The 22,098-nt window shown below is 78.8% G+C and carries 16 protein-coding genes and 1 pseudogene; 10 read left to right on the top strand and 7 right to left on the bottom strand.

The annotated features are described in order from the left end of the window. The first annotated feature begins 160 nt into the window (after nucleotides 1–160). From Q0789_RS09115 to Q0789_RS09100, 4 genes are all read left to right on the top strand, one after another. Nucleotides 161–988 carry a hypothetical protein gene (locus Q0789_RS09115; RefSeq protein WP_298804397.1) on the top strand — a complete coding sequence of 276 codons (828 nt, stop codon included), beginning with the start codon at nucleotides 161–163 and terminating at the stop codon, nucleotides 986–988. An 82-nt stretch (nucleotides 989–1,070) separates the two neighbouring features. Next, complete coding sequence (locus Q0789_RS09110) at nucleotides 1,071–1,277, top strand: hypothetical protein (protein WP_298804395.1); 207 nt, start codon at nucleotides 1,071–1,073, stop codon at nucleotides 1,275–1,277. Beyond that, nucleotides 1,277–1,633, top strand: coding sequence for a hypothetical protein (locus Q0789_RS09105; RefSeq protein WP_298804394.1), 357 nt, complete (start codon nucleotides 1,277–1,279; stop codon nucleotides 1,631–1,633). The genes Q0789_RS09110 and Q0789_RS09105 overlap by 1 nt, the downstream gene beginning before the upstream one ends. A gap of 114 nt (nucleotides 1,634–1,747) precedes the next feature. Next, nucleotides 1,748–2,461, top strand: a complete 714-nt coding sequence (locus Q0789_RS09100; RefSeq protein WP_298804392.1) for a hypothetical protein — start codon at nucleotides 1,748–1,750, stop codon at nucleotides 2,459–2,461. A 77-nt stretch (nucleotides 2,462–2,538) separates the two neighbouring features. Here Q0789_RS09100 and Q0789_RS09095 read toward each other — a convergent pair whose 3' ends face one another. Continuing rightward, a complete protein-coding gene (locus tag Q0789_RS09095; protein WP_298804390.1) occupies nucleotides 2,539–2,913 on the bottom strand; it encodes a hypothetical protein in 375 nt (124 codons plus the stop codon). A 56-nt stretch (nucleotides 2,914–2,969) separates the two neighbouring features. Then, nucleotides 2,970–3,578, bottom strand: a pseudogene (locus tag Q0789_RS09090) (ATPase, T2SS/T4P/T4SS family); the annotation flags it as partial. Nucleotides 3,579–3,803: 225 nt separating this feature from the next. Between Q0789_RS09090 and Q0789_RS09085 the strand changes: the two are divergent. The 4 genes from Q0789_RS09085 (at nucleotide 3,804) to Q0789_RS09070 (ending at nucleotide 11,196) form a co-directional block, all read left to right on the top strand. Next, nucleotides 3,804–8,651: an FtsK/SpoIIIE domain-containing protein gene (locus tag Q0789_RS09085; RefSeq protein WP_298804386.1), complete on the top strand. Its 4,848-nt coding sequence runs from the start codon at nucleotides 3,804–3,806 to the stop codon at nucleotides 8,649–8,651. Nucleotides 8,652–8,938: 287 nt separating this feature from the next. Further along, nucleotides 8,939–9,559, top strand: coding sequence for a GNAT family N-acetyltransferase (locus tag Q0789_RS09080; protein ID WP_298804384.1), 621 nt, complete (start codon nucleotides 8,939–8,941; stop codon nucleotides 9,557–9,559). A 150-nt stretch (nucleotides 9,560–9,709) separates the two neighbouring features. Beyond that, nucleotides 9,710–10,261, top strand: coding sequence for a hypothetical protein (locus tag Q0789_RS09075; RefSeq protein WP_298804382.1), 552 nt, complete (start codon nucleotides 9,710–9,712; stop codon nucleotides 10,259–10,261). Then, complete coding sequence (locus Q0789_RS09070) at nucleotides 10,162–11,196, top strand: SigB/SigF/SigG family RNA polymerase sigma factor (protein WP_363326126.1); 1,035 nt, start codon at nucleotides 10,162–10,164, stop codon at nucleotides 11,194–11,196. Before Q0789_RS09075 ends, Q0789_RS09070 begins: the two co-directional genes overlap by 100 nt. A 90-nt stretch (nucleotides 11,197–11,286) precedes the next feature. On the opposite strand, the gene Q0789_RS09065 is transcribed toward Q0789_RS09070, so the two are convergent. Further along, the gene (locus Q0789_RS09065; RefSeq protein WP_298804379.1) at nucleotides 11,287–11,784 is read right to left on the bottom strand and encodes a hypothetical protein; all 498 of its coding nucleotides are present in this window, start codon (nucleotides 11,782–11,784) and stop codon (nucleotides 11,287–11,289) included. Between the two features lie 395 nt (nucleotides 11,785–12,179). On the opposite strand from Q0789_RS09065, the gene Q0789_RS09060 reads away from it, so the two are divergent. Continuing rightward, nucleotides 12,180–12,428 (top strand): WhiB family transcriptional regulator, encoded by a 249-nt coding sequence (locus Q0789_RS09060; RefSeq protein WP_171202901.1) that lies wholly within the window; start codon nucleotides 12,180–12,182, stop codon nucleotides 12,426–12,428. A 141-nt stretch (nucleotides 12,429–12,569) separates the two neighbouring features. Here Q0789_RS09060 and Q0789_RS09055 read toward each other — a convergent pair whose 3' ends face one another. Together Q0789_RS09055 and Q0789_RS09050 are read right to left on the bottom strand one after the other, a co-directional pair. Then, entirely contained in the window at nucleotides 12,570–14,051 is a 1,482-nt protein-coding gene (locus Q0789_RS09055; protein WP_298804401.1) for a sensor histidine kinase, read from the bottom strand. Nucleotides 14,052–14,129: 78 nt separating this feature from the next. Beyond that, a complete protein-coding gene (locus Q0789_RS09050) occupies nucleotides 14,130–19,292 on the bottom strand; it encodes an NAD-glutamate dehydrogenase (protein ID WP_298804377.1) in 5,163 nt (1,720 codons plus the stop codon). Nucleotides 19,293–19,375: 83 nt separating this feature from the next. On the opposite strand from Q0789_RS09050, the gene Q0789_RS09045 reads away from it, so the two are divergent. Further along, nucleotides 19,376–19,882, top strand: coding sequence for a DUF2505 domain-containing protein (locus Q0789_RS09045; RefSeq protein WP_171202899.1), 507 nt, complete (start codon nucleotides 19,376–19,378; stop codon nucleotides 19,880–19,882). Between the two features lie 48 nt (nucleotides 19,883–19,930). Here the strand turns inward: Q0789_RS09045 and Q0789_RS09040 are convergent, their stop codons facing one another. Both Q0789_RS09040 and Q0789_RS09035 read right to left on the bottom strand, forming a co-directional pair. Continuing rightward, the gene (locus Q0789_RS09040; RefSeq protein WP_298804370.1) at nucleotides 19,931–20,434 is read right to left on the bottom strand and encodes a hypothetical protein; all 504 of its coding nucleotides are present in this window, start codon (nucleotides 20,432–20,434) and stop codon (nucleotides 19,931–19,933) included. A gap of 105 nt (nucleotides 20,435–20,539) precedes the next feature. Further along, nucleotides 20,540–22,081, bottom strand: coding sequence for a wax ester/triacylglycerol synthase family O-acyltransferase (locus tag Q0789_RS09035; protein WP_298804368.1), 1,542 nt, complete (start codon nucleotides 22,079–22,081; stop codon nucleotides 20,540–20,542). Nucleotides 22,082–22,098 lie beyond the last annotated feature (17 nt).

Below are 22,098 nucleotides of genomic sequence, written 5' to 3'. Positions count from 1 at the left end.
GTCGTCGATCTCAGCTGTGCGACTCACCCCGCCAGCGTGGCCCCGGCCTACCTCACCGGTAGGGAGACACGCCCTAGCCCCACCGCGCCGGCCCCGGCCCCACCGCCAGGGCCGGCGCCCCCTCCCCGCACCGCCACGACCCCGCTAGGAGCCCGCACCCATGAGCAAGACCTCCGCCGAGCGCAACGCCTCTCCCCGCGCCGCCGCCGCCCGAGCTGCCGCCGAGGCCGCCCGCCCGCGTCCCCGCTTCCAGGGACGGACCGGCTCGCTCGCGCTCCCGAGCGCGGCGATGAACCTGCCCGTCTGGGCGCGCTACGCCGACGGCCCCACCGCCGAGGCGCACGCGAAGTACGCCGGCCTCGTCGAGGCCCTTCGCGGCGCCTCGGCCGCCAAGAGCGCCCACGAGGGCACCCGCGACATGGCCGAGGACGCCGACCGCGCCGCGCTCGCCGACGCCTTCCTCGCCGACCCCGGCGCCGACGTCGCCGAGGGCGAGCACCTCGCCGCGTGGGAGAAGCAGGCCGAGACCCTCGACCGCCGCGTCTCCGGCCTCACCGACGCCCTCGCCGACGCCTTCCTCGCCCTCCTCGCCGCGGTGCGCGAGCACGCCGACGAGCTGCGCGAGAAGGCCTCCGCCTCGGCCGACGCCGCCCGCGCCCGCCTCGACGACCTTCTCGACGAGGCCTCGGCCCAGGCCGCCGCCGTCGACGACGCCTTCGCCCTCACCGCCAGCGTCGAGGACGTCCTCACCCGCCGCGCGGACGCCTCCTTCCCCGCCCGCACCGGCCGCTACGCCGTCCGCATCATCGGCGGCCGACAGGAGACCGCGACCGACCTCCTCGGCGCCCTCACCGGCTACCGCGCCGTCGAGCGCACCCCCGAGCCTGACCCCTCGGCGGTGACGATCGAGGTCGCCACCTCCGACCTCTCCGACCCGAAGCGCAGCGCCGTGCGGCGCCCCTTCGGGACCGGCCGCCGCGCCGCCTGACCTGCACAGCACCCGCTCGACGAGCCCTCCTCCGCACCCCCGCGGAGGAGGGCTCGGCCGTCCCACCACAGAGAGAAGCCGCATGCCCTCCCCGATGAACGACGCCCTCCGCGCTTTCGCCGCCGACACCCGCGTCGAGGGCCTCACCGCCCGCCCCGCTGACGAGCCCGCCGACACCTCGACGACCGCCGACCCGCCGGCCGACACCGGCCAGGGCGCCGGCCGCCAGTCCGTGCCCTCGCCCTCGCCCTCAATGGGCGCCCTCCTGCGCGCGCTGGCCGGCTCCTGATGCCGCGCCGCAACTCCAGCGCGAAGCCGCCCGCCCGCGACGGCGGCGACTTCACCGCCCGAGACGCGCGCGGCCGCAGGGTGGCTCACGAGCTGCACATCGTCGAGAGCCCGACGTCCTCCCGCCGCGAAGCCGACGAGCGCGCCCGGGAGCGCCAGCGCAACGCACGGACGCCGAGCCCGAGCACGTCTGGCGCCCGCCCGTCGAGGCCCATCACGGCCGCCGAGCGCGCGGCCTTGCGCGTCTACGGAGAGAGCACGCCGACCCTCCGCGTGCCGGCCGCCCGCCGTGCCCCCGAACACGAGCAGGTGACGCCGGCCGAGGCCGCGGCGCTCGCCATTCTCGGTCGAGCCTGACGGAAGGCACGGCTACCCCGCGGTGCGATGCGGACGTTGCTGTTGACGACGGCATTTCACCGGAGGAAGATACAGGCGTGTCATTCCCCTGACCGCCTCTCGAAGGAGACCCGCTTGCCGCTTCGGGTGCATCAATTCGCTCGTTCCGAGCAGATGACCTCGCGCCGCGTCATGGCACTACTCCTGGGAATGGGCGAGCCCGCCCGCTCCACCTCCTCGATGCTCTCGCCGCAGACTGAGGCCCGCTTGCGCCGAGCGCTCGCGGCCGTCGATAAGCGCACACGAGCCGTTTGGGCAGCGGAGAAGGAGCCTCCCCGCCCCTCCAGCGGCCCTCGGCCCACGAAGGCACCGCCGTCGATACCTCGTCAGACCTCGCCGTCGGAACCCGCCGACCCGGAGCTTCGCGGCATCGTCGAGTACCTCTACGCCGGCCAACCGCACCGCCAGTACCGCGGCAAGCTCAGCCGCGAAGAAGGCGAGCGGCAGTGGAAGCAACTCTTCACACCGCCGCCAGACCAGCCCGTCGTCTACCGCGACTTCTTCGATCGCCGCGAGAAGGAAGCCGCGCTGGCGATACGGAGATGGGATGAGCGGCGACGGGAAGTGTGGAAGCCATACGGCTTCACCGACGAGCAATCGTCGCTGTGGGTCCGCGGCGGCCTGGACGCTGACAAGCCCGACGTCGCCTCAGCGGCTCGCCGAGCCGGCATCACCCCCGCGGACCTACCCGCCCGAGTCGACGGCCGCCGAGTGGCCGAGCGCCTCAACGGCGGCGAGCGCGCGCGGTCCGTGAAGGCCCGCCTCGTCGAGCAAGAGACGCCGAAGTAGCGCACGCCGCGCCGGGGGTCTGGGCGCCCACGACCCCCGGCGCGGTCGTCACCGCCGACTTACGGCCTCCGGGAGGCTCAACCCGCGGCTCTCGCCCGCCCGCCGCGGCTCCCGAAGTAGTCGTCGAGCAGCTCGCCCGCCGCCGCGAGCTCGTCGTCGAGGTCCCCGTCCTCCCCTGCACGCGCGACCACCCCCGCGACGTCGTCCTCGTCGACCGCCCGGCCGCTCTCCTCCGCCGCGACGAGCCGCTCGACGGCGCCTCGAAGCCCGTCGGCATCTGCCACTCCGCCGATCTCCGTCTCGACGGCCCCCACGGCGAGGCTCAGTGCCTCCCGCAAGCTCCCCGCCGCGTCGAGCGCCTCCGTGAGCTCCTCGCCGGCCTCCCATGACGGCCGAGCCCCCGCCGCCTCGACGAGCGCCCACCCCAGCCCAATCCAGCGCTGTCCGTCCATGTCCGTCCTCCTCGTCGTCGCCGTCACCGGCATATCTGCGACTAGGTCGCTAGCCGCGTGCCGCCGGACACGAGCACGTTGAGGCCCGCGGACACCGCGGCCTCGAGGAAGGCCGCGGCGCGCGCGGTCAGCGTCCCGAGGGCGACGAGGTCGTCCAGGCGGTCCGCCCGGACGACGAACTTGCGGATGTTGACGGCCCAGTGCTCCCGCGTGACGTCGGGGATGACGACGTGCAGGCGGCTGCCGTCGGGCAGGCTCGCGTCGACGAAGGGCGAGCTGAGGTCGACCCGGCGCCCCGAGGTCTTGAGCATGCGCTCCACGAGGTCGGCGACCTTCTCGGCCGTGAGGATCGTCGTCGTCAGCTCCGGCCGCCCGCCCCGCGCGACGAAGACCTTGCCCGGCTCGTTGATCCAGATCTCCTCGACCTCCGGATCGTCGAGGTGCTCCTGCAGCGGTCCCAGCCCGCCGACGGCGTCGAGCACGCGCTTGACGACGCCCGTCTGCTCCGGCAGGCGGGGCAGCGTCCCGAGGAGGGACCTCTCGTCGTAGTCGGCGATCACGTCCTCGACGAGCGAGCGCAGGACGCCGGGCTCGCGGGCGGGGTCGACACCTCGCCGGCGGACCAGCTCGCGCACCTCGTCCTCGACGATGGCGACCGCGTCCACCCCCGACCCCCCTCCTCCGCCCCGGCTCCGCACCGGGTGCTGCTGCGCGTGGCGGGACGGGGTGCGTGAGGCCCCCCGCGACCCTCCCCGTTACGCTAGGCAGACGAGGCGTCCCCGTGCGGGCGGTCCACATCCCCCGTTGTGGTGACAGCGCGTGACGGACGGGGCGTGCGGGGCCTGTGGACGGTCCCGGCGAGCGGCCGGGGCGCCGAGCAGGCTGCCGGGGTGGACCACGGCCCCTTGCGCCTGACGCTCGTCGACGACGCGACCGCCCTCCGTCGGGCCGAGGTCGACGTCGACCTGCCCGGCACCGGCGCGCCCCTCCGCCTCGCCGACGTCGCCGAGGAGCTCGCCGCCCACCTCGGCGCCGTCGGCGAGGCGGAGGGGCCCGCCACCACCGGCCGGTGGTGGTGCGAGGGCCGTCCGCTGCCGCCGGCCGCCGCGCTCGGGGCGCCGCCGCTCGTCCAGGGCGCCGTGCTCGTCCGCCGCCCGGGCGAGGGCTCGCGGCCCGGCGCGGGCGGACGGGAGGACGAGCCGTCCCGCGCGGGTCCCGGTCGGGGGGCCGGCGTCCTCCACCTGCACGTCGTGGCGGGCCCGGACGCCGGCCTGGTCGTCCCGCTCCCCCCGGGCCGCCACGTCCTGGGCCGGGGCGTCGGGGCCGACGTCCGGCTCGACGACCCCCGCCTGTCGCGCCGCCACCTGCGGCTGGACGTCGACCGCCGCGGGGCGCTGGTGACGGACCTCGGCTCGGCCAACGGGACGCTCGTCGACGGGGTCCGCCCCGGCCCGGGCGGCCTGGCCGCCGGGACGGGAGCCCGCGTCGCCGCCGGCGCCGGCGTCCTCGAGCTGCGGCTCGGCGGCGAGCCGCCGAGGGCCGGGGGCTGGGACGGCCGCGGCCACCGGCTGGTGGCGACGACGGGGCGGGCCCCCGCGGGCGACGTCGGGTCGCGGGTCCGCGTGCCCGCCGAGCCCGGCAGCCCGGAGCGCCCGCGGACGGCCTGGGCCGCCGCGCTCGTCCCCCTCGTCGTCGCGGTGCCGATGGCCCTGCTGTGGAGCCCCTGGGCGCTGCTCATGGGCCTGGCCTCACCGCTCGTGGCCGTCGTGACGACGGCCGGTGAGCGGCGCGCCTGGTCCCGGCGCCGCGCGGAGGCCCGGGCCCGCGCCGCCCGGCTCGCGCGGGCCGCACGGGCGGAGGCCGAGCGGGCCGTCCGCGCCGAGGAGTCCGTCGCCCGCGCCGGCTCTCCCGGGGCCTCGGACGTCGTCCTCGCCCTGTCCTGCGCCGGCGGCCGGCTGTGGGAGCGAGCCCGCGGCGGCCCCGTCCTCCTCGCGCTCGGCACGGGCGAGGCGCCGTCGTCCACCCGCGTCGTCGTGGAGCAGGACGGGCGCGAGCCGACGACCCACCGCCCGCTCCTGCGCGACGTGCCGCTGGCCGTCGACCTCCTGACCGCGGCCCCGGCGGGCGTCGTGGGGCCGCCGGACGCCGTGCTCGCCACCGCGCGGTGGGTCGTCCTGCAGGTGGCCGGCCTCCACGCGCCGTCCGACGTGCGCGTGCTGGTGCTCACCGCGCCCGACTCCGAGGCGGGGGGCGACGCCCGCTGGGGCTGGGCGCGCTGGCTCCCCTCGGTCGGCCCGGCCGGCGTCCTCGACGAGCGCGACGAGCGCGAGGACGCCGTCGCCCGGCTCCTCGCGGACGTCGAGGCCCGCGCCGACCGGGCGACGCCCGCCGGAGCCGGTCGGACGCCGCCCCGCACGCTGCTCGTCGTCGACGACGACGACGAGGTCCGCGCCACCCCCGGCCTCGTGCGGCTGCTGCGGTCCGGAGCCCCCGCGGGGGTGCTCGCAGTGGCCCTCGCCCGCGGGACGGGCTCGCTGCCCGACGGGTGCACGACGCTCGTGGCGCTCGGCGGGGAGGGCGGCACGGGGGTGCGCGTGAGCGCCGCCGGCGGGCTGCTGCGGGGCACCGCGACCGGCGTCTCGGCGGCCACGGCCGCCCGGGCGGCACGGGCGGCGGCCCCGCTGCGGGAGGCGCAGCCGCCCGGGGGGGCCACGGGCGCGCCGCGCGGCGCCCGCCTCGTCGACCTGCTGGGAGGCGGACGGACGCCGACGCCCGACGACGTGGCGCGGACCTGGCGCGCCACGTCGGCCGCGGGCGGCTCTTCCGCCGTGCCCGTCGGGCGGGACGCCACCGGGCCCCGGCTCCTCGACCTGGACGCCGACGGCCCCCACGCGCTCGTGGCGGGCACGACGGGTGCGGGCAAGAGCGAGCTGCTCCGGACCCTCGTGACCTCCCTCGCGGTGCACCACTCCCCCGCCGACCTCTCGTTCGTGCTCGTCGACTACAAGGGCGGCGCGGCCTTCGCCGGCGTCGCGGGGCTGCCGCACGTCACCGGGCTCGTGACCGACCTGGACCACGCGCTCACCGCCCGCGCGCTGCGCTCGCTCGGGGCGGAGGTGGCCCGGCGCGAGCGGCTGCTGCGGGAGGCGGGCGCGGAGGACCTGCGCGCCTACCGGGCGCGCCGTCGCCCGGGCGACCCGGCCCTGGGGCGGCTCGTCCTCGTCGTCGACGAGTACCGCGTCCTCGCCGAGGAGCTGCCCGACTTCGTCGAGGGCCTCGTGCGCCTGGCGGCCGTCGGGCGCTCGCTGGGGATCCACCTCGTCCTCGCCACGCAGCGCCCGGCGGGCGTCGTCGGGCCGGACGTGGCGGCGAACGTCAACCTCCGCGTGGCCCTGCGCGTCCGCGACGAGCACGACTCCCTCGACGTCGTCGAGTCCCGCGCGGCGGCGCACCTGCCGCCCGACGTGCCGGGCCGGTCGCTGTGGCGCGTCGGCGGCGGTCCGCTGGAGGAGGTGCAGGTGGCCACCACGGGCGGCGCAGGGCCGCGCGCCGCCCGCGTCCGCGCGGCCGGAAGCGGTCGTCCCGCCGCCGCGGACGCCCCCGCGCCGCCGCCGGGTGGCCGCGGCGCCGCGGAGGGCGAGGACGACCTCTCCCGCCTGGTGGTCGCGGCGGCCGCGGCGTGGCGCCACGACGGTGGCGACGCCCCGCCGAGCCCGTGGCTGCCCCCGCTCCCGACCGAGGTGGCGCTGCCCGGGGCGGCGCCCGGGGAGTCGGCGCCCGGGCAGGTCGGGCCCCTCCTGCGCTGGGGCCTGCTCGACGACCCCGCGGCGCAGGAGCAGCGGCCGCTGGCGTGGGACCTCGCGCGCCGGTCCCACCTGCTGGTGGTCGGCGGCCCCCGGTCGGGGCGCACGGGCGCCGCGCGGGCGCTCGTGGCGGCCGCCGCGGCGGCGGGCGCGGCGTCGGGCGAGGCGTCGGGCGAGGGCCACGTCGTCGTGCACGTCGTCGACCCGGGCGGTGGCCTCGCAGACGCCGCCGACCTGCCCGCGGTCGCGTCCGTGGTGGCCCACGACGACGAGGAGCACGCCCGGCGGGTCCTCGAGCACCTCGCCTCCCTGGTCGACGCCCGCCGGGGCGCGGCCGCGGGCCGGGGAGCGCACCACGGACCGGACGGGCCCGTCGTCGTCCTCGTCGTCGACGGGTGGGAGGTCGTCCAGTCGTCGTGGGAGTCCGCGCAGGGCGGCGCGTGCACCGACCTGCTGCACCGCCTCCTGCGCGAGGGCCCGGCCGCCGGGGTCCTCGTCGCGATGACCGCCGACCCGCGGGTGCTCGGCGGTCGCACCGGCGCGGCCTTCGCCGAGCGGGTCGTCCTGGGCCTCGCCGACCCGGTCGACGCGGTCCTCGCCGGGCTGCCCGCGCGCAGCGCCCCCGGCCCCGGGGCCCCGCCCGGGCGCGGCGTCCTCGTGCGGGCCGTTGCCGGCCGCGGCGGCACGGCGGCGGAGCCGCTGGAGGTCCAAGTCGCCCGCGTGGGTCCCCTGACGGGCGGGCAGGTCGGCGGGGGCCTCCCGAGCCCGGTCCCGGGGGCGAGGACCGTGCGCCGCGTCCCGCGCCTGCCGCCCCTGCCGCGGCGGGTCACCGTGGACGAGCTCCACGCCCTCGCCGCGCCGCGGGCGACACCCTCGGGCCCGCTGCTGCCGTCGCCCCGACCGGCCCCCGGCGCCGCCGTGCCCCGGCCGGCTCCGGCGGACGGGTCCGAGGGCGTCGCCGGCGGCCGTGCGGGCCGGGGCGCCGGCGGCTCCCCGGGCGGGGGCGCAGGAGGGGGTGCGAGCACGGGTGCGGAGCCGCGGCTGCTCCTCGGCCTCGCGGGCCTGGGCGCCCCGCAGGACGCCCTGGGCGCCCCCCGCGCCACGGGCGGTGCCCCGCTCGCCGACGTCCGAGCCGACCTCGACGGGCCCGTGTGGTCGGTGCTCGGCGCACCGGGGAGCGGCCGCTCCACGGTGCTCGCGGTCCTCGAGCGCTCGGCCGCGGCGGCCGGGTGGGCCAGCGTGCTCCTCAGCCCCGGCGGCGCGGCCACCGCGCCCCCCGGTGGCCGAGCGCTGCGCCCGGCGGTCGGGGACGGCGGCGAGGCGGCCGCCGCCCGGCTCGAGGACGCGCTGCGGCGCCGCTCGGGCGCCGAGCCCCTCGTCCTCCTCGTCGACGACGCCGAGCTCCTCGAGGGCACGGCGCTCGGGCGGGCGCTGGCCCGCGCGGCCGACGCGGCCGGTCGAGCCGGAGCGGGCCCGACGGCGGACCCGGGGGCGGACCCGGGGGCGGACCCGGGGGCGGACCCGACGGCCGACGGCGGAGGCGCTCATGGCGGATGCGGCGACGGCGGGGGCCTTGACGGGACGGACGGCGGCGAGCAGGGCGGCGGCGGACAGGAGGGGGCGCCCGGGCCCGCGCGGGAGCTCCTCCGGCCCGGCGACCTCGTCGTCGTCGCCACCCGCACCGCGGTCGCCGGGGCGCGCGCCGGCGGGCTCCTCGCGGCCGGCCGGCGGACGCGCAGCGGCCTGGTCCTGGGCAGCCCGGGCGCGGCCGACGGCGACCTGCTGGGACTGCCGCCCGGCGCCCGGTGGCCGGCCGCCCCACCCGGTCGCGGCCTCCTCGTGCGGCGCGGGCGCCCCCTCGTCGTCCAGGTGGCCGTGCCCGACGCCGTCGCCGGCGCTCGGGCGGGCGCGCCGGGCGCACCGACCGGTGCCTGAGGTCGCCCGCCCCGGCCCGGTCCGCACGGCCGGGGCGGACGGCGCAGACCCCGGCGCCGGCGCCCTCGTCGCCCGCGCGGGCCCACGGCGCCGGGCGCGCCGCGGCGCCGGGCCGCCGGCGTGTGGTCTGCTGCGGTCGCGGGCGTCCGGAGCCCCGGGCGCCCGGGCGCGCGAGCGCGGCGCGGCAGCCTCCGCTGCTGCCGCGGGCGCAGGAAGCACGCCGCGACAGGAGCGGGCGGCGAGGAGCACCGCGGGCCGTCCGCCGGTGACGACGAGCAGGAGACGACGTGGGCGAGGCACCGCAGGTCGGCGCGCCGCAGGGCGGGCAGACGCCTCCCGGAGGGGCGGCGGAGCCGGGGTCGGACGACCCGGCCCGGCGACCGGAGGCAGCGGGTCGCGTGGTGCGCCCCGCCCGGCCGGAGGACGTCGCGGCCCTCGACGGCCTCGTCCGGCGGCTCGCGCTGGACGAGCGGGAGCCGGACGCCGTCGAGGCCTCCCCGGACGACCTACGGCGCGCCCTCTTCGGCGACGGCGCCGTCGCCGGGTGCCTGGTCGCCGAGGTCGGCGGCGAGGTCGTCGGCATGGCCCTGTGGTGGACGACGTACTCGACGTGGCGCGGACGACCGGGCGTCTGGCTGGAGGACCTCGTGGTGCGCCCGGACGAGCGCGGCCGCGGTCACGGGCGCGCCCTGCTGGAGGCCCTGGCGCTCGAGTGCTCGCGGCGCGGCGGCGCCCGCCTCGAGTGGTCGGTGCTCGACTGGAACGAGCCCGCGCGCGGCTTCTACGCCGCCCTGGGCGCCTCCCCGCTCGAGGACTGGACGACGTGGCGGCTGGACCGGGACGCCCTCGCCGCGCTGGCCGGGCGCGCGGGAGGGCCCGGCGCGACCGGGACGGCCGCCCCGGCGTGAGCGGCCCGGTGCGGTCAGCCCGCCGTCGTCGCCTCAGCAGGCGCAGCCCTGGTCCCCTCGCCCCTGGTCCCCTCACCCTCGGGCGTGGATGATGTCTCTCGAGCAGGTGGGACCGCGCCCCTGCACGAGCAGACGGCGAGGGCGACGTCCATGGCGAGGGCCGAGCACGACGCAGCCGGGGCCGCGCGTCCCCTGGTGCCGTCGGTCGACCTCTCCGGCCCGCCGCCCGTCGACGGGCGGCCCACGACGGGGTGGGCGCCCGGCCCGTCGACGGGCGGGGCGGCTCCGGTGACGCCGCCGGGACGCGTCGACCTCCGGCTGCCGGCCGACCCGGCCTACCTGTCGGTGCTGCGGACCACGGCGGCGGCCCTCGCGGCCCGCCTCGACCTCAGCGTCGACGACGTGGAGGACCTGCGCATCGCCGTGGACGAGGCCGCCTCGCTGCTGCTCCCCCCGGCCGACGCGGGCCGCGCCGAGGAGCGGTCCCGGCGGCCGCCCGGGGAGGACGCGGTGCTGGAGGCCTCCTTCGACGTCTCCCCCGAGCGCCTCGTCGTCGAGGTGCGCGGCCCGGCGCGCCACCTGCCGGAGCGGGGCGCCGTCGCGTGGGCCGTCCTCGAGGCGCTCGTCGGCGAGGTGCGCACCGAGCGCACGCCGCAGGGCAGCGCCATCCGGCTCGTGCACGTGACCGGGGGCCCGGCGTGACGCCGGCCGGACGTCCTCGGCGCCGGGCGCCGGGGACGAGCGCGGCGCTGGCCGCGCGGACGCCCGCCCCCGCGCCGCGGAGCCCCCGGCCCACCGCTGCTCCGGCCCGCGTGCCCGCGCCCGCCCCGCCTCCCCCCATCGAGGCCGCCCCCGTCGACGTGGCCCCCCTCGACGCGGCTCTCCTCGACGGGGCGCCTCTCGAGGCGGCTCCGGCGTCGACCACCCCCCAGCAGGCGGCGGTGGACGCGCTGGTGAGCCTGGACGCCGGGGACCCGGCGCGAGCGCTCGCCCGCGACCGCGTCGTCGCGGCGCACCTGCCCCTCGTCGAGGCGCTGGCCCGCCGCTACACCGGGCGCGGCGAGCCCTACGACGACCTCGTGCAGGTCGGCACCATCGGCCTGCTCACCGCCGTCGACCGCTTCGACCCGGGTCGCGGCGTCCCCCTCGGCGCCTTCGCCGTGCCCCACGTCCTCGGCGAGATCCGCCGGCACTTCCGCGACCGCGGCTGGGCCGTGCGCGTCCCGCGGCGGCTGCAGGAGCACGGTCGTGCGGTCGCGGACGCGCGCGCCGCCCTCGTGCAGTCCCTCGGGCGCGCCCCCACGGTCGCCGAGGTGGCCCGCGCCTGCGGCCTCGACGAGGAGGTCGTGCTGGCCGCGCTGGAGTCGGCGGGCGCCTACGCCACCGTCCCCCTCGACGACGACGCCCCCTCGCAGTGGGCGGCCGAGGACGCCGGGCTCGCGGAGGTCGAGGACCGCGCCGTCCTGCGCCCTCTGCTGGAGGCGCTGCCCGCCCGCGAGCGGCGCATCCTCGCGCTGCGCTTCGTCCGCGGCATGTCGCAGAGCCAGATCGCGGCGGAGGTCGGCATCTCGCAGATGCACGTCTCCCGCCTCCTGGCGCGCACGCTGGCCCAGCTGCGCGACCGCCTCGCCGACTAGGCGCGGCCGACCGCGTCCCCCACGGCCTCGGCGGCTCCCCGCGCGGCCGGGCGCCTCGGGGGCCTGCCCCGGCACCGGGGCAGGGCGGCCTCAGAGCAGGGTGCCGTCCTCCTCCGAGCGCACGGCCGGCAGCGCCCGCGTGACGGCACCGCTGGCGAGGGCCAGGCCGACGACCGCCGCCAGGACCGCCACCCCGAGCGCCGCCCACCAGGTGCTCGAGCCGCTCGTCTCGGCGAGCACCACCTGCACGGCGACGAGCAGCTGGAGGAGCTGCCAGACGAGCGCCGGCGCCCGGCCGCGCCGGCGGCCCCGCGCCATGCCGACCGCGCAGCCGCCGAGGAGGGCCGCCAGGGCGACGGCGAGGACCGCCGTGCCGACGGCGAGGCCGGCCGACGCGGCGAGCCCCTCCCCCGTGCCGACGACGTAGAGGAGGGCGACCGCCACGAGGAGCAACGCCTCGACCCCGAGGCCGACGACCACGAGGCGGACGGCCGGGGCGGCGGCCCCGACCGGCTCGTCGGAGCCACGGGAGCCTCCCCGGTCCTCCGGCCCGCCGGGCCGCTGCTCGTTCGCGCTGGGACCGACCACGCCCCCACGGTAGCCAGCCGGTCCGCGGCGCCCCGGGAGCCTCGGCGATCCCCTCCTACCCGGGAACAGGCCTCCGGTGGCGGCCGTTGCACCCCTCATACACCATGAGCGGACGCCGGAGGACCCCGGTGCGGCCCGCCGTCGGGAGGGCCACCGGTCGCCCCGACCCCGGGCGGCCCGGATCGGGAGACGGACCGACACGCAGGAAGTTCCCAGCGTGTGAACCCTTGAGGAACGGCTTCCCCTCTGTGATCCTCGTCCCAGGACGAGGGGCACCGCTTCGGCGGGGCCCCTTTTCGTGGGACACGCTCGTGAAGACCTTCACAAGCGCGGGAGGTCCGAGCCCGTCCCGCCGCACACGACCACCGCCGCACGACCGACCTGGAGGACCACCCATGGACTGGCGCGACAAGTCCGCCTGCCTCGACGAGGACCCGGAGCTCTTCTTCCCCATCGGGAACACGGGCCCGGCCCTGCTGCAGATCGAGGAGGCCAAGGCGATCTGCAAGCGCTGCCCCGTCGTGGACACCTGCCTGCAGTGGGCCATCGAGAACGGCCAGGACGCCGGCGTCTGGGGCGGCATGTCGGAGGACGAGCGCCGCGCGCTCAAGCGCCGCGCCGCCCGAGCCCGCCGCGCCGGCTGACACGCTCCGCGGCTCCCGCCGCCCTCGGCCCGCCGCCGAGGGCTCCGAGGCCCCCGGTCCCCCTCGGGACCGGGGGCCTCGCCGTGTCCGGGCACGCGCCGCCGCGCCGTCGTGCCGCAGCCCGCCGGTGGAGCAGCGGGCTCAGCGCGCCGACACCTCGCCCAGCCGGCAGCGCACGCGCACCGCCGTGCCCGGGCCGTCGTCGCGGTTCTCCCACCGGATGTCGCCGCGCAGCTCGCCCCGCACGAGCGTCTGGACGATGCGGCTGCCCAGCCCGCCGCCGCCGGGCGCCCTCGCCCCGACGCGGAAGTCGGCGGGCAGGCCCACCCCGTCGTCGCACACCGCGAGGTCGAGGTGGGCGCCGTCGCGCTCGGCGCGGACCTCGACCGTCCCGTCGCGGTCGGCCAGCCCGTGCTCGACGGCGTTGGTGACCAGCTCGGTGATGACGAGCGCCAGCGGCGTCGCGTCGTTGGGGTCCACGAGCCCGAAGGAACCCGTGCGGCGCGCCTTCGCGCGCGCGCCGGGGGTCGCCACCTCGGCGGCGAGGAGGAGCCCGGTGTCGACGAGCGCGTCGAAGTCGACGGACGCGTCGTGGGTCTGGGAGAGCGTGTCGTGGACGAGGGCGATGGTGGACACGCGCCGCATCGCCTCGGCCAGGGCCACCTTCGCGTCCGGGGACTCGATGCGCCGCGACTGCAGGCGCAGCAGCGCCGCGACGGTCTGCAGGTTGTTCTTCACCCGGTGGTGGATCTCCCGGATGGTGGCGTCCTTGGAGATGAGCTCGAGCTCGCGGCCCCGCAGCTCGGTGACGTCGCGGCACAGGACGAGCCCGCCGACGCGGACGCCGTCCTCGACGAGCGGCACCGCGCGCAGCGACAGGGCGGCGCCGCGCGTCTCGACGTCGGCCCGCCACGGCGCCTTGCCGAGCAGCACGATCGGCAGCGACTCGTCCACGGGGCCACTCGTGTCGATGAGCTCGCTCGTCACCTCGGGCAGCAGCCGCCCGGCGAGCTGGCCGATGAGCCCCAGCCGGTGGAAGACGGCCTGCGCGTTGGGGCTCGCGTAGAGGACGACGCCGTCGGCGTCCACGCGCACGAGGCCGTCGCCCACGCGGGGGGAGCCGCGGCGGTGCGTGCTGGGGGTGTCCTGGTTGGGGAAGCGGCCCTCGGCGACCATGCCCATGAGCACGTCGGCGCAGGCCATGTACGTGAGCTCGAGCCGGCTCGGCATCCGCAGGGACACGGCCGTCGTGTGGCGGGACAGGACGGCGACGCGCCGGCCCGCGCGCTGGACCGGCGCCGTGGTCGTCCGGACGGCCGAGTCCTCGTCGTGCTCGGGCTCGCCCTCGCTGACGACCTGCCGCGTGGCCCACGCCTCGTCGACGAGCGGGCGCCGCCCCCGCGGCACCCGGCGGCCCACCTGGTCGTCGTAGTAGGCCGTCGGGCCGGTGGACGGGCGGCAGTGCGCGACGGCGACCCAGTCCTCGCCGCCGGAGGCGGGCACCCACAGGACGAGGTCGGCGAAGGCCAGGTCGGAGACCATCTGCCAGTCGCCGACGAGCAGCCGCAGCCACTCGGCGTCCACGGGCTCGAGGTCCGTGGCGTCGCGCAGCAGGTCGCTCATCGTGGGCACGCGCCGACCCTACGGCGCGCGCCCGACGCCCGGCCGGGTGACGGCCCGGCGGGTGGCGGCCGTCGGTCGCTACAGCGAGCTCGAGCGCACCGCCCCCCGCAGCAGCCGCAGCGCGACCGACAGGGGCGCGATGTCGCCGCGCTCCAGGCGCCGCACCTCGTCGAGCACCCGGCGCGCCCGCTCCAGCGGCCCCGGGTGCGCCGCCTCCCACGCCTCGACGCGCGCGTCGGCGCGCTCGACCGCCGTGCCCGCGGCCGCGGCGCCGGGCGCCCGGGCCTCGTCCTGACCTCGGGCGTCGTCGGCACGCCGCGCGGCGTCGTGGGCCAGGACGGCGTGGACGAGGGTGTCCAGGGCCGCGTAGAGGTCGTCGCGCAGGGCCCCGCGGGCCAGGGTCTGCCAGCGGTCCTCGCGCGGCAGCGAGGCGATCTGACCCAGCAGGTCGTCGACGCCGTAGCGCTCGGAGAGGGCGAAGTGCACCGCTGCGACGTCGTCGACCGGGGCGCCGGTGGCCGACGCCGTCCGGGCGACGTCGAGGAGGTCGTACTCGTCGAGCAGCCCCGCGACGTGGGCCGCCAGCGGCTCGGGGAAGCCGTCCGCGACGAGCGAGGCCGCCTGCCGGTCGAAGCGGGAGCGCTCGCGGCCGCGCAGCAGCTCGCCCACGCGTCCGCGGTAGCGGGCGACGACGGGCTCCGCGGCCGCGACCTCGGCGGCGACGTCGAGCACGCCCGAGCGGTTGTGGACGTACCAGCGCACGGCCCGGTCGAGCAGGCGGCGCAGCTCCTGCGTCGCCCGCGTCTGCGCGGCGGTGGGCACGCGGCCGTCCTGGGCGCGGATCGCGGCGTAGACGCCGGAGGCGTCGAAGACGGCGCGGGCGACGGCGTAGGCCCGGACGACCGACGCCGAGGACGCCCCCGTCTCCTCGGTCGAGCGGAAGGCGAAGGTGATGCCGCCGCGGTTGACGAGGTCGTTGACGAGGCAGGTCGTCACCACCTGGCGCCGCAGCGGGTGCTCCTCGAGCCGCCCGCCGAAGCGCTCGACGAGCGCCGAGGGGAAGTAGTCCCGCAGCATCTGCTGGGCCCACGGCTCGTCGGGGACGTCGGACGCCAGGACCTCGGCGGACAGGGTGGTCTTGGCGAGCGCCAGCAGGACGCTGGACTCCGGCGTGGTGAGGCCCAGGCCGTCGTCGGCGCGGGCGGCGAAGCCCGCGTCGTCGGGCAGCGCCTCCAGCGCCCGGTCGAGGTGCCCGTCGCGCTCGAGGCGCTGCACGAAGCGGTGGTGCACGGGCAGCAGGCTCGGCGCGAGCACCCGCACGTCGCCGAGCAGGGTGTTCTGCTCGTCGTTGTCGGTGAGCACCAGGCGCCCGACGTCCTCGGTCATCTCCATGAGCAGCGCGTCGCGCTCGGCGCGGTCGAGGTCCCCGGCGGCCACGACCTGGTCGAGGAGGACCTTGATGTTCACCTCGTGGTCGGAGCAGTCGACCCCGGCGGAGTTGTCGATCGCGTCAGTGTTGAGCGCGACCCCGTGCAGGGCCGCCTCGACGCGGCCGCGCTGGGTGAGGCCGAGGTTGCCGCCCTCGCCGACGACGGCGCACCGCAGGTCGGCGCCGTTGACGCGGATGGCGTCGTTGGCCTTGTCCCCCGCGTCGGCGTGCGTCTCGGTCGACGCCTTGACGTAGGTGCCGATGCCGCCGTTCCAGAGCAGGTCGACCGGCGCCTGGAGCACGGCGCGGATGAGCTCGGGCGGCGTCATCGCCGTCGTCGACGCCGGCAGCCCGAGCACCGCCCGCACCTGCGGGGTGATCGGGACGGACTTGGCCGTGCGCGGCACGACCGCGCCGCCCTCGGACAGCAGCGAGCGGTCGTAGTCGTCCCAGGACGAGCGCGGCAGCCGGAAGAGCCGGGCGCGCTCGGCCCACGACCGGTCGGGGTCGGGGTCGGGGTCGAGGAAGACGTGCCGGTGGTCGAAGGCCGCCACGAGGCGGGCCCGCGTCGACAGGAGCATCCCGTTGCCGAAGACGTCGCCGCTCATGTCGCCGACGCCGACGCAGGTGAAGGGCTCCGCCTGCACGTCGTGGCCGAGCTCGCGGAAGTGGCGCCGGACGCTCACCCACGCCCCGCGCGCCGTGATGCCCATGGCCTTGTGGTCGTAGCCGACCGACCCGCCGGAGGCGAAGGCGTCGCCGAGCCAGAAGCCGTGCTCGGCCGCGACGGCGTTGGCGAGGTCGGAGAACGTGGCCGTGCCCTTGTCGGCGGCCACGACGAGGTAGGGGTCGTCGGCGTCGTGGCGCACGACCCTCTCGGGCGGGCGGACGGCGCGACGGCCCCCCTCGGCCGGCGCCAGGTCGTCGGTGACGTCGAGCATCCCGTGCACGAAGGCGGCGTAGCAGGCCCGGCCCTCGGCGGCCCGCTCGTCGCGCCCCACCTCGGGCGCCGGCGCCCCCGTCGTCGACGAGGCGAGCAGCCGCTTGGCGACGAAGCCGCCCTTGGCGCCCGTCGGCACGATGACGGCGTTCTTCACCACCTGCGCGCGCACGAGGCCGAGCACCTCGGTGCGGAAGTCCTCGCGGCGGTCGCTCCAGCGCAGGCCGCCGCGGGCGACGTCGCCGAAGCGCAGGTGCACGCCCTCGACGCGCGGGGAGCAGACCCAGATCTCGTGCACCGGGCGCGGCTGGGGCAGCTCGGGCACGAGCCGCGGGTCGAGCTTGAAGGCCAGCGCCGCCCGGCCGTCCCGGGCGCCGGGGCGCTCCGGGTCGTCCCCGCCCGTGCTCCCGTCGGCCCCGTGCCCGTCGACCTGCCGCCCGTCGACCTCGGGGCCGTCGACCTCGGGGTCGCGCTGGTAGGCGTTGGTCCGCGTCGTCGCGAGGACGAGCGAGAGCACGGCGCGCAGGGTGCGGTCGGCGTCGAGGCCGTCCACCTCGCCGAGCGCGGCGCGCACGCGCGCGGCGACCCGGGCGGCGGCGACGGCGCGGGCGGGCGTGACGTCGTCGGCGAGCGCGGCCGGGTCCACGCCGGTCTCCTCGAGCTCCTCGGCCGACGGCCCCCCTGCCGAGGTGCCGCCCGCCCCGGCGGGCAGGTCGGGGTCGAAGCGCGCGGCGAAGAGCTCGAGCAGCCCCCGGACGATGCCGGTGTGCGCGAGCAGCGTCCGCTCGACGTAGGTCTGGCTGAAGGGCAGCCCCGCCTGGCGCAGGTACTTGACGTAGGCGCGCAGCACGGAGACCTGGCGCCACGTCAGGCCGGCGGCGAGGACGAGGCGGTCCAGCCCGTCGGACTCCGTGCTGCCCCGCCACGCCTGCCAGAAGGCGTCCTCGAGCAGCTCGCCCGGGCGCCCGGGCGGGGCCTCGCGCGCCCACTCCCCGGCGGTGTAGCGCAGGCCGAAGTCGAGCAGGTGGGCCTCGCGCAGGGGGCCGGCGACGGCGGGGGTCCCCTCGTCGCCGGTGACGCTCCCGCCGTCGCGCGCCCCGGCGCCACCGGGCGCGCGCGGCTCGAGGCGGTAGGGCCGCTCGTCGAGGACCTCGACGCCGAGGTTGGCGAGCACGGGCAGCACGCTCGTCAGCGGCAGCGGCGAGCGGCGCAGGAGCGACAGGCGGTGCTCGTCCGGCCCCGCGTCCGGGGGCGTGCGCAGGTGCAGGACGGTGTCGGCCTCCCCCGCCTCGACGCGCTCGAGCCGGGCGAGGTCGGCGACGGCGTCGGCCGCCGTGAAGTCCTCCTTGTAGGCCTCCGGGAAGGCCGCGCCCCAGCGGCGCAGCCGTCCCCCGGCGGCCTCCTGGCCGACCTCGGCGGCCAGCGCCACGGCCAGGTCGTCCTCCCACGTGCGCACGACGCGGGCGAGGTCGTCGACCAGGCGCGCCTCGTCGACGTCGGCGAGGCCGCCCTCCCCCTCGGGGGCGCGGACGACGAAGTGGATGCGGGAGAGGACCGAGCTCGCGACCCAGACGTAGTACTCGACCTGCTCGGCGCGGAAGGCGCGGCGCAGCAGCTCGGACACCCGCAGGCGCACGGCCGTCGTGTAGCGGTCGCGCGGCATGTAGACGAGCACGGAGACGTACCGGCCCCACGGGTCGGCCCGCAGGAAGGCGCTCGGCGCCCGGCGGTTCTGCAGGCCGAGCACGGCGAGCGCGGTGCTCGCGAGCTCCTCGACGCCCGCGAGGCGCAGCTCCTCGCGCGGGAAGGTGTCGAGGACGGCGAGCAGGTCGCGCCCGGTGTGGCTGTCGGCGGGGACGTCGGCGAGGCGGAGCACCTCGGCGGCGCGGCGGTCGAGCAGCGGCACCGTGAGCAGCGACTGGGTCGAGGACCCGGGCGCGTACAGCCCGATGACGCGCAGCTCGCCCGCCCGCTCCCCCGAGTCGTCGTGGAGGGCCGCCACGACGTGGTCCACGTGGTCGCGCCGGGCCACGCGCGAGCGGACGTCGCCGAGGGCCAGGCGCAGCTCCTCGTCGTCGCGCAGCGGCGCGGCGAGGGCCGGGGGCAGGGCGTCGACGGGCCGGCCGCCCGCCGCACCGGGGGCGTCGGCCCGGTCGGGGCGCAGGAGGCCGAGGCCCCGGGGCTCCGCGCCCGGTCGCAGGACGCGCGCGCCGAGGACGACGAGGTTGCCGTCCGCGACCCAGCGCAGGTAGCGCGCGGCCTCCTGCGCCGCGGCCCCGGCGGGCATGGCGTCGGCGGCGGCCCGCAGCAGCCCGAGCACCTCGCCCGTGTCGGCGGCGGCGGCCCGGACGTCGGCCACGACGCCGCGGACCCCGGCCACGACGGCGTCGAGGCGCTCCTCGTCGACCGGGTCGACCTCGACGTGGATCCACGAGACCGGGTCGGCGCCCTCGCCGGGGCGCAGCACCGGGTGCACGACGGCGCGGACGCCGAGGCCCTGGCGCTCGAGCTCGGCGAGCACGGAGTCGACGAGGTGGGCCACGTCGTCGGTGACGACCTCGACGACCGCGTGGAGGCCGCGCCACTGCGAGCCGGCCGGCAGCGCGCGCACGCGGGTGGTGCCGGGCTCGCGCCCGGCGGCCAGCTCGGCGTGGCTACGGGCGGCGCCCACGAGCTCCTCCGGCGAGCGCTCCGCGAGGTCGGCCAGCGGCGCGCGGCCCCAGTACGCCAGGAGCAGCTCGCGCAGGTCGCCGCCGGCGCCCTCAGGCCCGCCCTCGTCCGAGGGGCCGGGGCCGCCCGAGGAGCCGGCGGCCTGCGCCGCCACGTCCGTGAGGAGCTCCTCGACCCGCCCGTCAACCCCGCCGCGCAGCATGCCCGCGACCCTACCGACGGGCGCCCGGCGCGCCCGGTCGCCACCCGTGGCCCCCCTGCGGGCCCCGCCGGTACCGTCCCGGCATGCGCCTCTCCGCCGACGTCCGCTACCCCGCCAGCGCCGCCGAGGTGGGGCGGATGCTCGCCGACCCGGGCTTCGTCGACGCCCGCGACGAGGCGACGCACCCCCTGTCCCACTCGGCGCGGGTCGAGGGCTCGCCGGAGGGCGCCTTCGTCGTCCGCAGCACCCGCGTGATGCCGACCGACGACGTGCCGCAGGTCGCCCGCCGCTTCGTCGGCGACAGCCTCGAGCTGCACCAGACGGACAGCTGGACGGCGCCGTCCGCCGACGGCGGGCGGACGGGGACGATGACGATCGAGGTCGTCGGGGCGCCCGTCGTCCTGCGCGCAGACCTGCGCCTGGAGGCCGACGGCGACGGCGCGTGCACCGAGCGGATGGCGGGCGACCTCAAGGCCTCGGTGCCCCTCGTCGGCGGGGCGCTGGAGAAGGCCGCCGAGCCGGCCGTGCGCGCGGCCATCCGCAGCGAGGAGGCCGTGGGCCGCCGCTGGCTGGCCGAGCGCGCCGGCTGAGCGACCCGGCGCATCGGGTCCGGCCCGCCGGACCGGTCCCGCGGCGCCTCAGCCCCCGGCGACGAGGTCGCGCAGCTCGGCGGCGTCGTACCAGAGCAGGTCGCCGTCCTCGGCGCCGTCGACGACGAAGGCGGCGTCCTCGTCGCCCGCGCGGGCGGCGGGCAGCGCCTCCGCGGCCGCCCGCACGGCCCCCTCCGCGGCGGCCTCGTCGCAGTGGGCGCTGACCAAGGCGCGCAGCGGCACGGGGGCGCCGAGCTCGACGGCCGAGGGCGGCTCGTCGTCACCGGGCCCGCCGAGGGGCCGCGCGTCGCCGTCGGGGACGTCGGCGGCAAGCACGAGGCGACGCCGCGGCGCCGCGGCGTCGTCGGCGAGGAGCGCGAGGGAGTCGGTGGCCGCGTCGAGCAGGGCCGAGAACTCGAGCTCCTCGTCGTCGCCCTCGACGTACCACTCGCGCAGCGCGGGCGTGGCGGCGCGGGCCCGGCCGGGCGGCACCTCGCCGGCCTCGAGCCAGGCGGCGAGCAGCGGGAGGGTCGCGGGGACGTAGACGCGCACGGGGCCATCTTGCCGCCCCGGGGCGGGCGCGACGGCGACGCGGCGAGGGCGAGCGGCGGAGCGGCTCGACGGCTCAGCGGCTCAGCGGTTCAACGGCTCAGCAGCTCAACGACCGGGCGAGGCGGTGGCGTCGACGAGCTCGGCGAGCGCGTCGGTGACGCACGCGGCGAGGACGTCGAGGTCGGGGACGCCGTCCCGGTCGGCGTTGAGGCCGTAGGAGACGACGCCGTCGTAGCTCGTGACGCCGACGGCCAGGCCCTGCCCCGCCGCGAGCGGGATGACGGGGTACGCGGCCCGCAGGCGCACCGGGCCGACGTAGAGCGGGTGCTGGGGGCCCGGGGCGTTCGTCACGACGAGGTTGAACACGCGGTGGCTCAGCGAGCCGGCGACGCGCACGCCGAGGGAGTGCAGCGTGGGCGGCGCGAAGCCTGCGAGACCGGCGAGCTGGCGAGCGCCGACGCGGCGGCCGCCGGCCCCGTCGCGCATCGCGAAGGAGAGCTGCTGCAGCCGGACGACCGGGTCGGGCTCGCCCACGGGGAGGTCGACGAGGTGGCCGACGACGCTCGTGGCGGGCAGGACGGCGCCCGTGGGCGCCTCCCCCGGCTCCCTCGTCCCCCCGCCGGCGTCCCCGTCGGCGGACCGCACGCTCACCGGCACGAGGGTGCGCACCACGGTCGAGGGGCCCACCGGCAGGCCGCGCGCGAGCATCCAGCCGCGCAGGGCGCCCGCGAGGACGCCGAGGACGACGTCGTGCAGGTCGGTGCGGGTGGACAGGCGCGGCGGCTCGGCGCGACGGCCCGGCCCCTGCTGCTCCGCTGCGGGTCCTCCGGGGCGCGGGGCGGCCCGGCGGCGGGGCCGCGCCTCGAGCGCGCTCCGCACGGCCCGGTAGTCGTCGAGGTCGGTGTCGACGGCGGCGAAGCGGCGCTGCTCGCCGACGACGACGTCGAGGGGGCTGCCCTGCGGACCCGTCGCGGTCGTCGCGGCCCGCGCCAGCCCGCTGGCCGTGCCCGCCGCGCGGTGCAGCGACGCCCGCAGCCCCGCCGCGCCGGAGCGCAGCGCCTCGAGCACCTCCGGCGGTCGCCGCACCGCGTCGACGACGGCGCCCGCCACGAGCTCGACGGGCGTGGGCTCCGGCGCGGGGCGCCACGTCGTCCCCGGGACGGCGCCGCTGCCGGGCGCGTCGTCCCACAGAACGTGGCCGAGGTCGACCGCCGCGACGCCGTCGACCATCGCCTGGTGGGTCTTCGTGATGACGGCGAGGCCGCCGCCCTCCAGGCCCTCGACGAGGTAGACCTCCCACAGCGGGCGCGTGCGGTCCAGGCGCCGGGGCTGGACGCGCGCGACGAGCTCCGCGAGCTGGTCGCGCGAGCCGGGGCGCGGCAGGGCCGTGCGGCGGACGTGGTGGTCCAGGTCGAAGCGCTCGTCGTCGACCCACACGGGGTTGGCGAGGCGGCCCGGCACCGAGCGCAGCCGCTGGCGGTACCGGGGGATGTAGGCGATGCGCGCGCCGACCCAGCGGGCCAGGTCCTCGACGTCGAAGCCCTCCGGCGGCGGCTCGAGCACCATCACCGAGCCGATGTGCATGACGGTGGAGGCGCCCTCGAGGTAGAGGAAGGACGCGTCCAGCGCGCTCAGCCGCTCGGGCACCGCCGCTCCTCTCCGCA

It is taken from the genome of uncultured Pseudokineococcus sp., assembly GCF_947499845.1.
Taxonomy (GTDB): Bacteria; Actinomycetota; Actinomycetes; order Actinomycetales; family Quadrisphaeraceae; genus Pseudokineococcus.
The sequence above is the reverse complement of the archived record's forward strand: the minus strand, read 5'-3'. Positions and strand labels throughout refer to the sequence as shown.

Bases quoted from the DNA above. Each gene is read 5' to 3' on its own strand.
- Q0789_RS09060 (WP_171202901.1), top strand. From the start codon at position 12,180: ATGGACTGGCGCGACAAGTCCGCCTGCCTCGACGAGGACCCGGAGCTC.
- Q0789_RS09055 (WP_298804401.1), bottom strand. From the start codon at position 14,051: ATGAGCGACCTGCTGCGCGACGCCACGGACCTCGAGCCCGTGGACGCC.
- Q0789_RS09095 (WP_298804390.1), bottom strand. From the start codon at position 2,913: ATGGACGGACAGCGCTGGATTGGGCTGGGGTGGGCGCTCGTCGAGGCG.
- Q0789_RS09050 (WP_298804377.1), bottom strand. From the start codon at position 19,292: ATGCTGCGCGGCGGGGTTGACGGGCGGGTCGAGGAGCTCCTCACGGAC.
- Q0789_RS09045 (WP_171202899.1), top strand. From the start codon at position 19,376: ATGCGCCTCTCCGCCGACGTCCGCTACCCCGCCAGCGCCGCCGAGGTG.
- Q0789_RS09105 (WP_298804394.1), top strand. From the start codon at position 1,277: ATGCCGCGCCGCAACTCCAGCGCGAAGCCGCCCGCCCGCGACGGCGGC.
- Q0789_RS09075 (WP_298804382.1), top strand. From the start codon at position 9,710: ATGGCGAGGGCCGAGCACGACGCAGCCGGGGCCGCGCGTCCCCTGGTG.
- Q0789_RS09115 (WP_298804397.1), top strand. From the start codon at position 161: ATGAGCAAGACCTCCGCCGAGCGCAACGCCTCTCCCCGCGCCGCCGCC.
- Q0789_RS09110 (WP_298804395.1), top strand. From the start codon at position 1,071: ATGCCCTCCCCGATGAACGACGCCCTCCGCGCTTTCGCCGCCGACACC.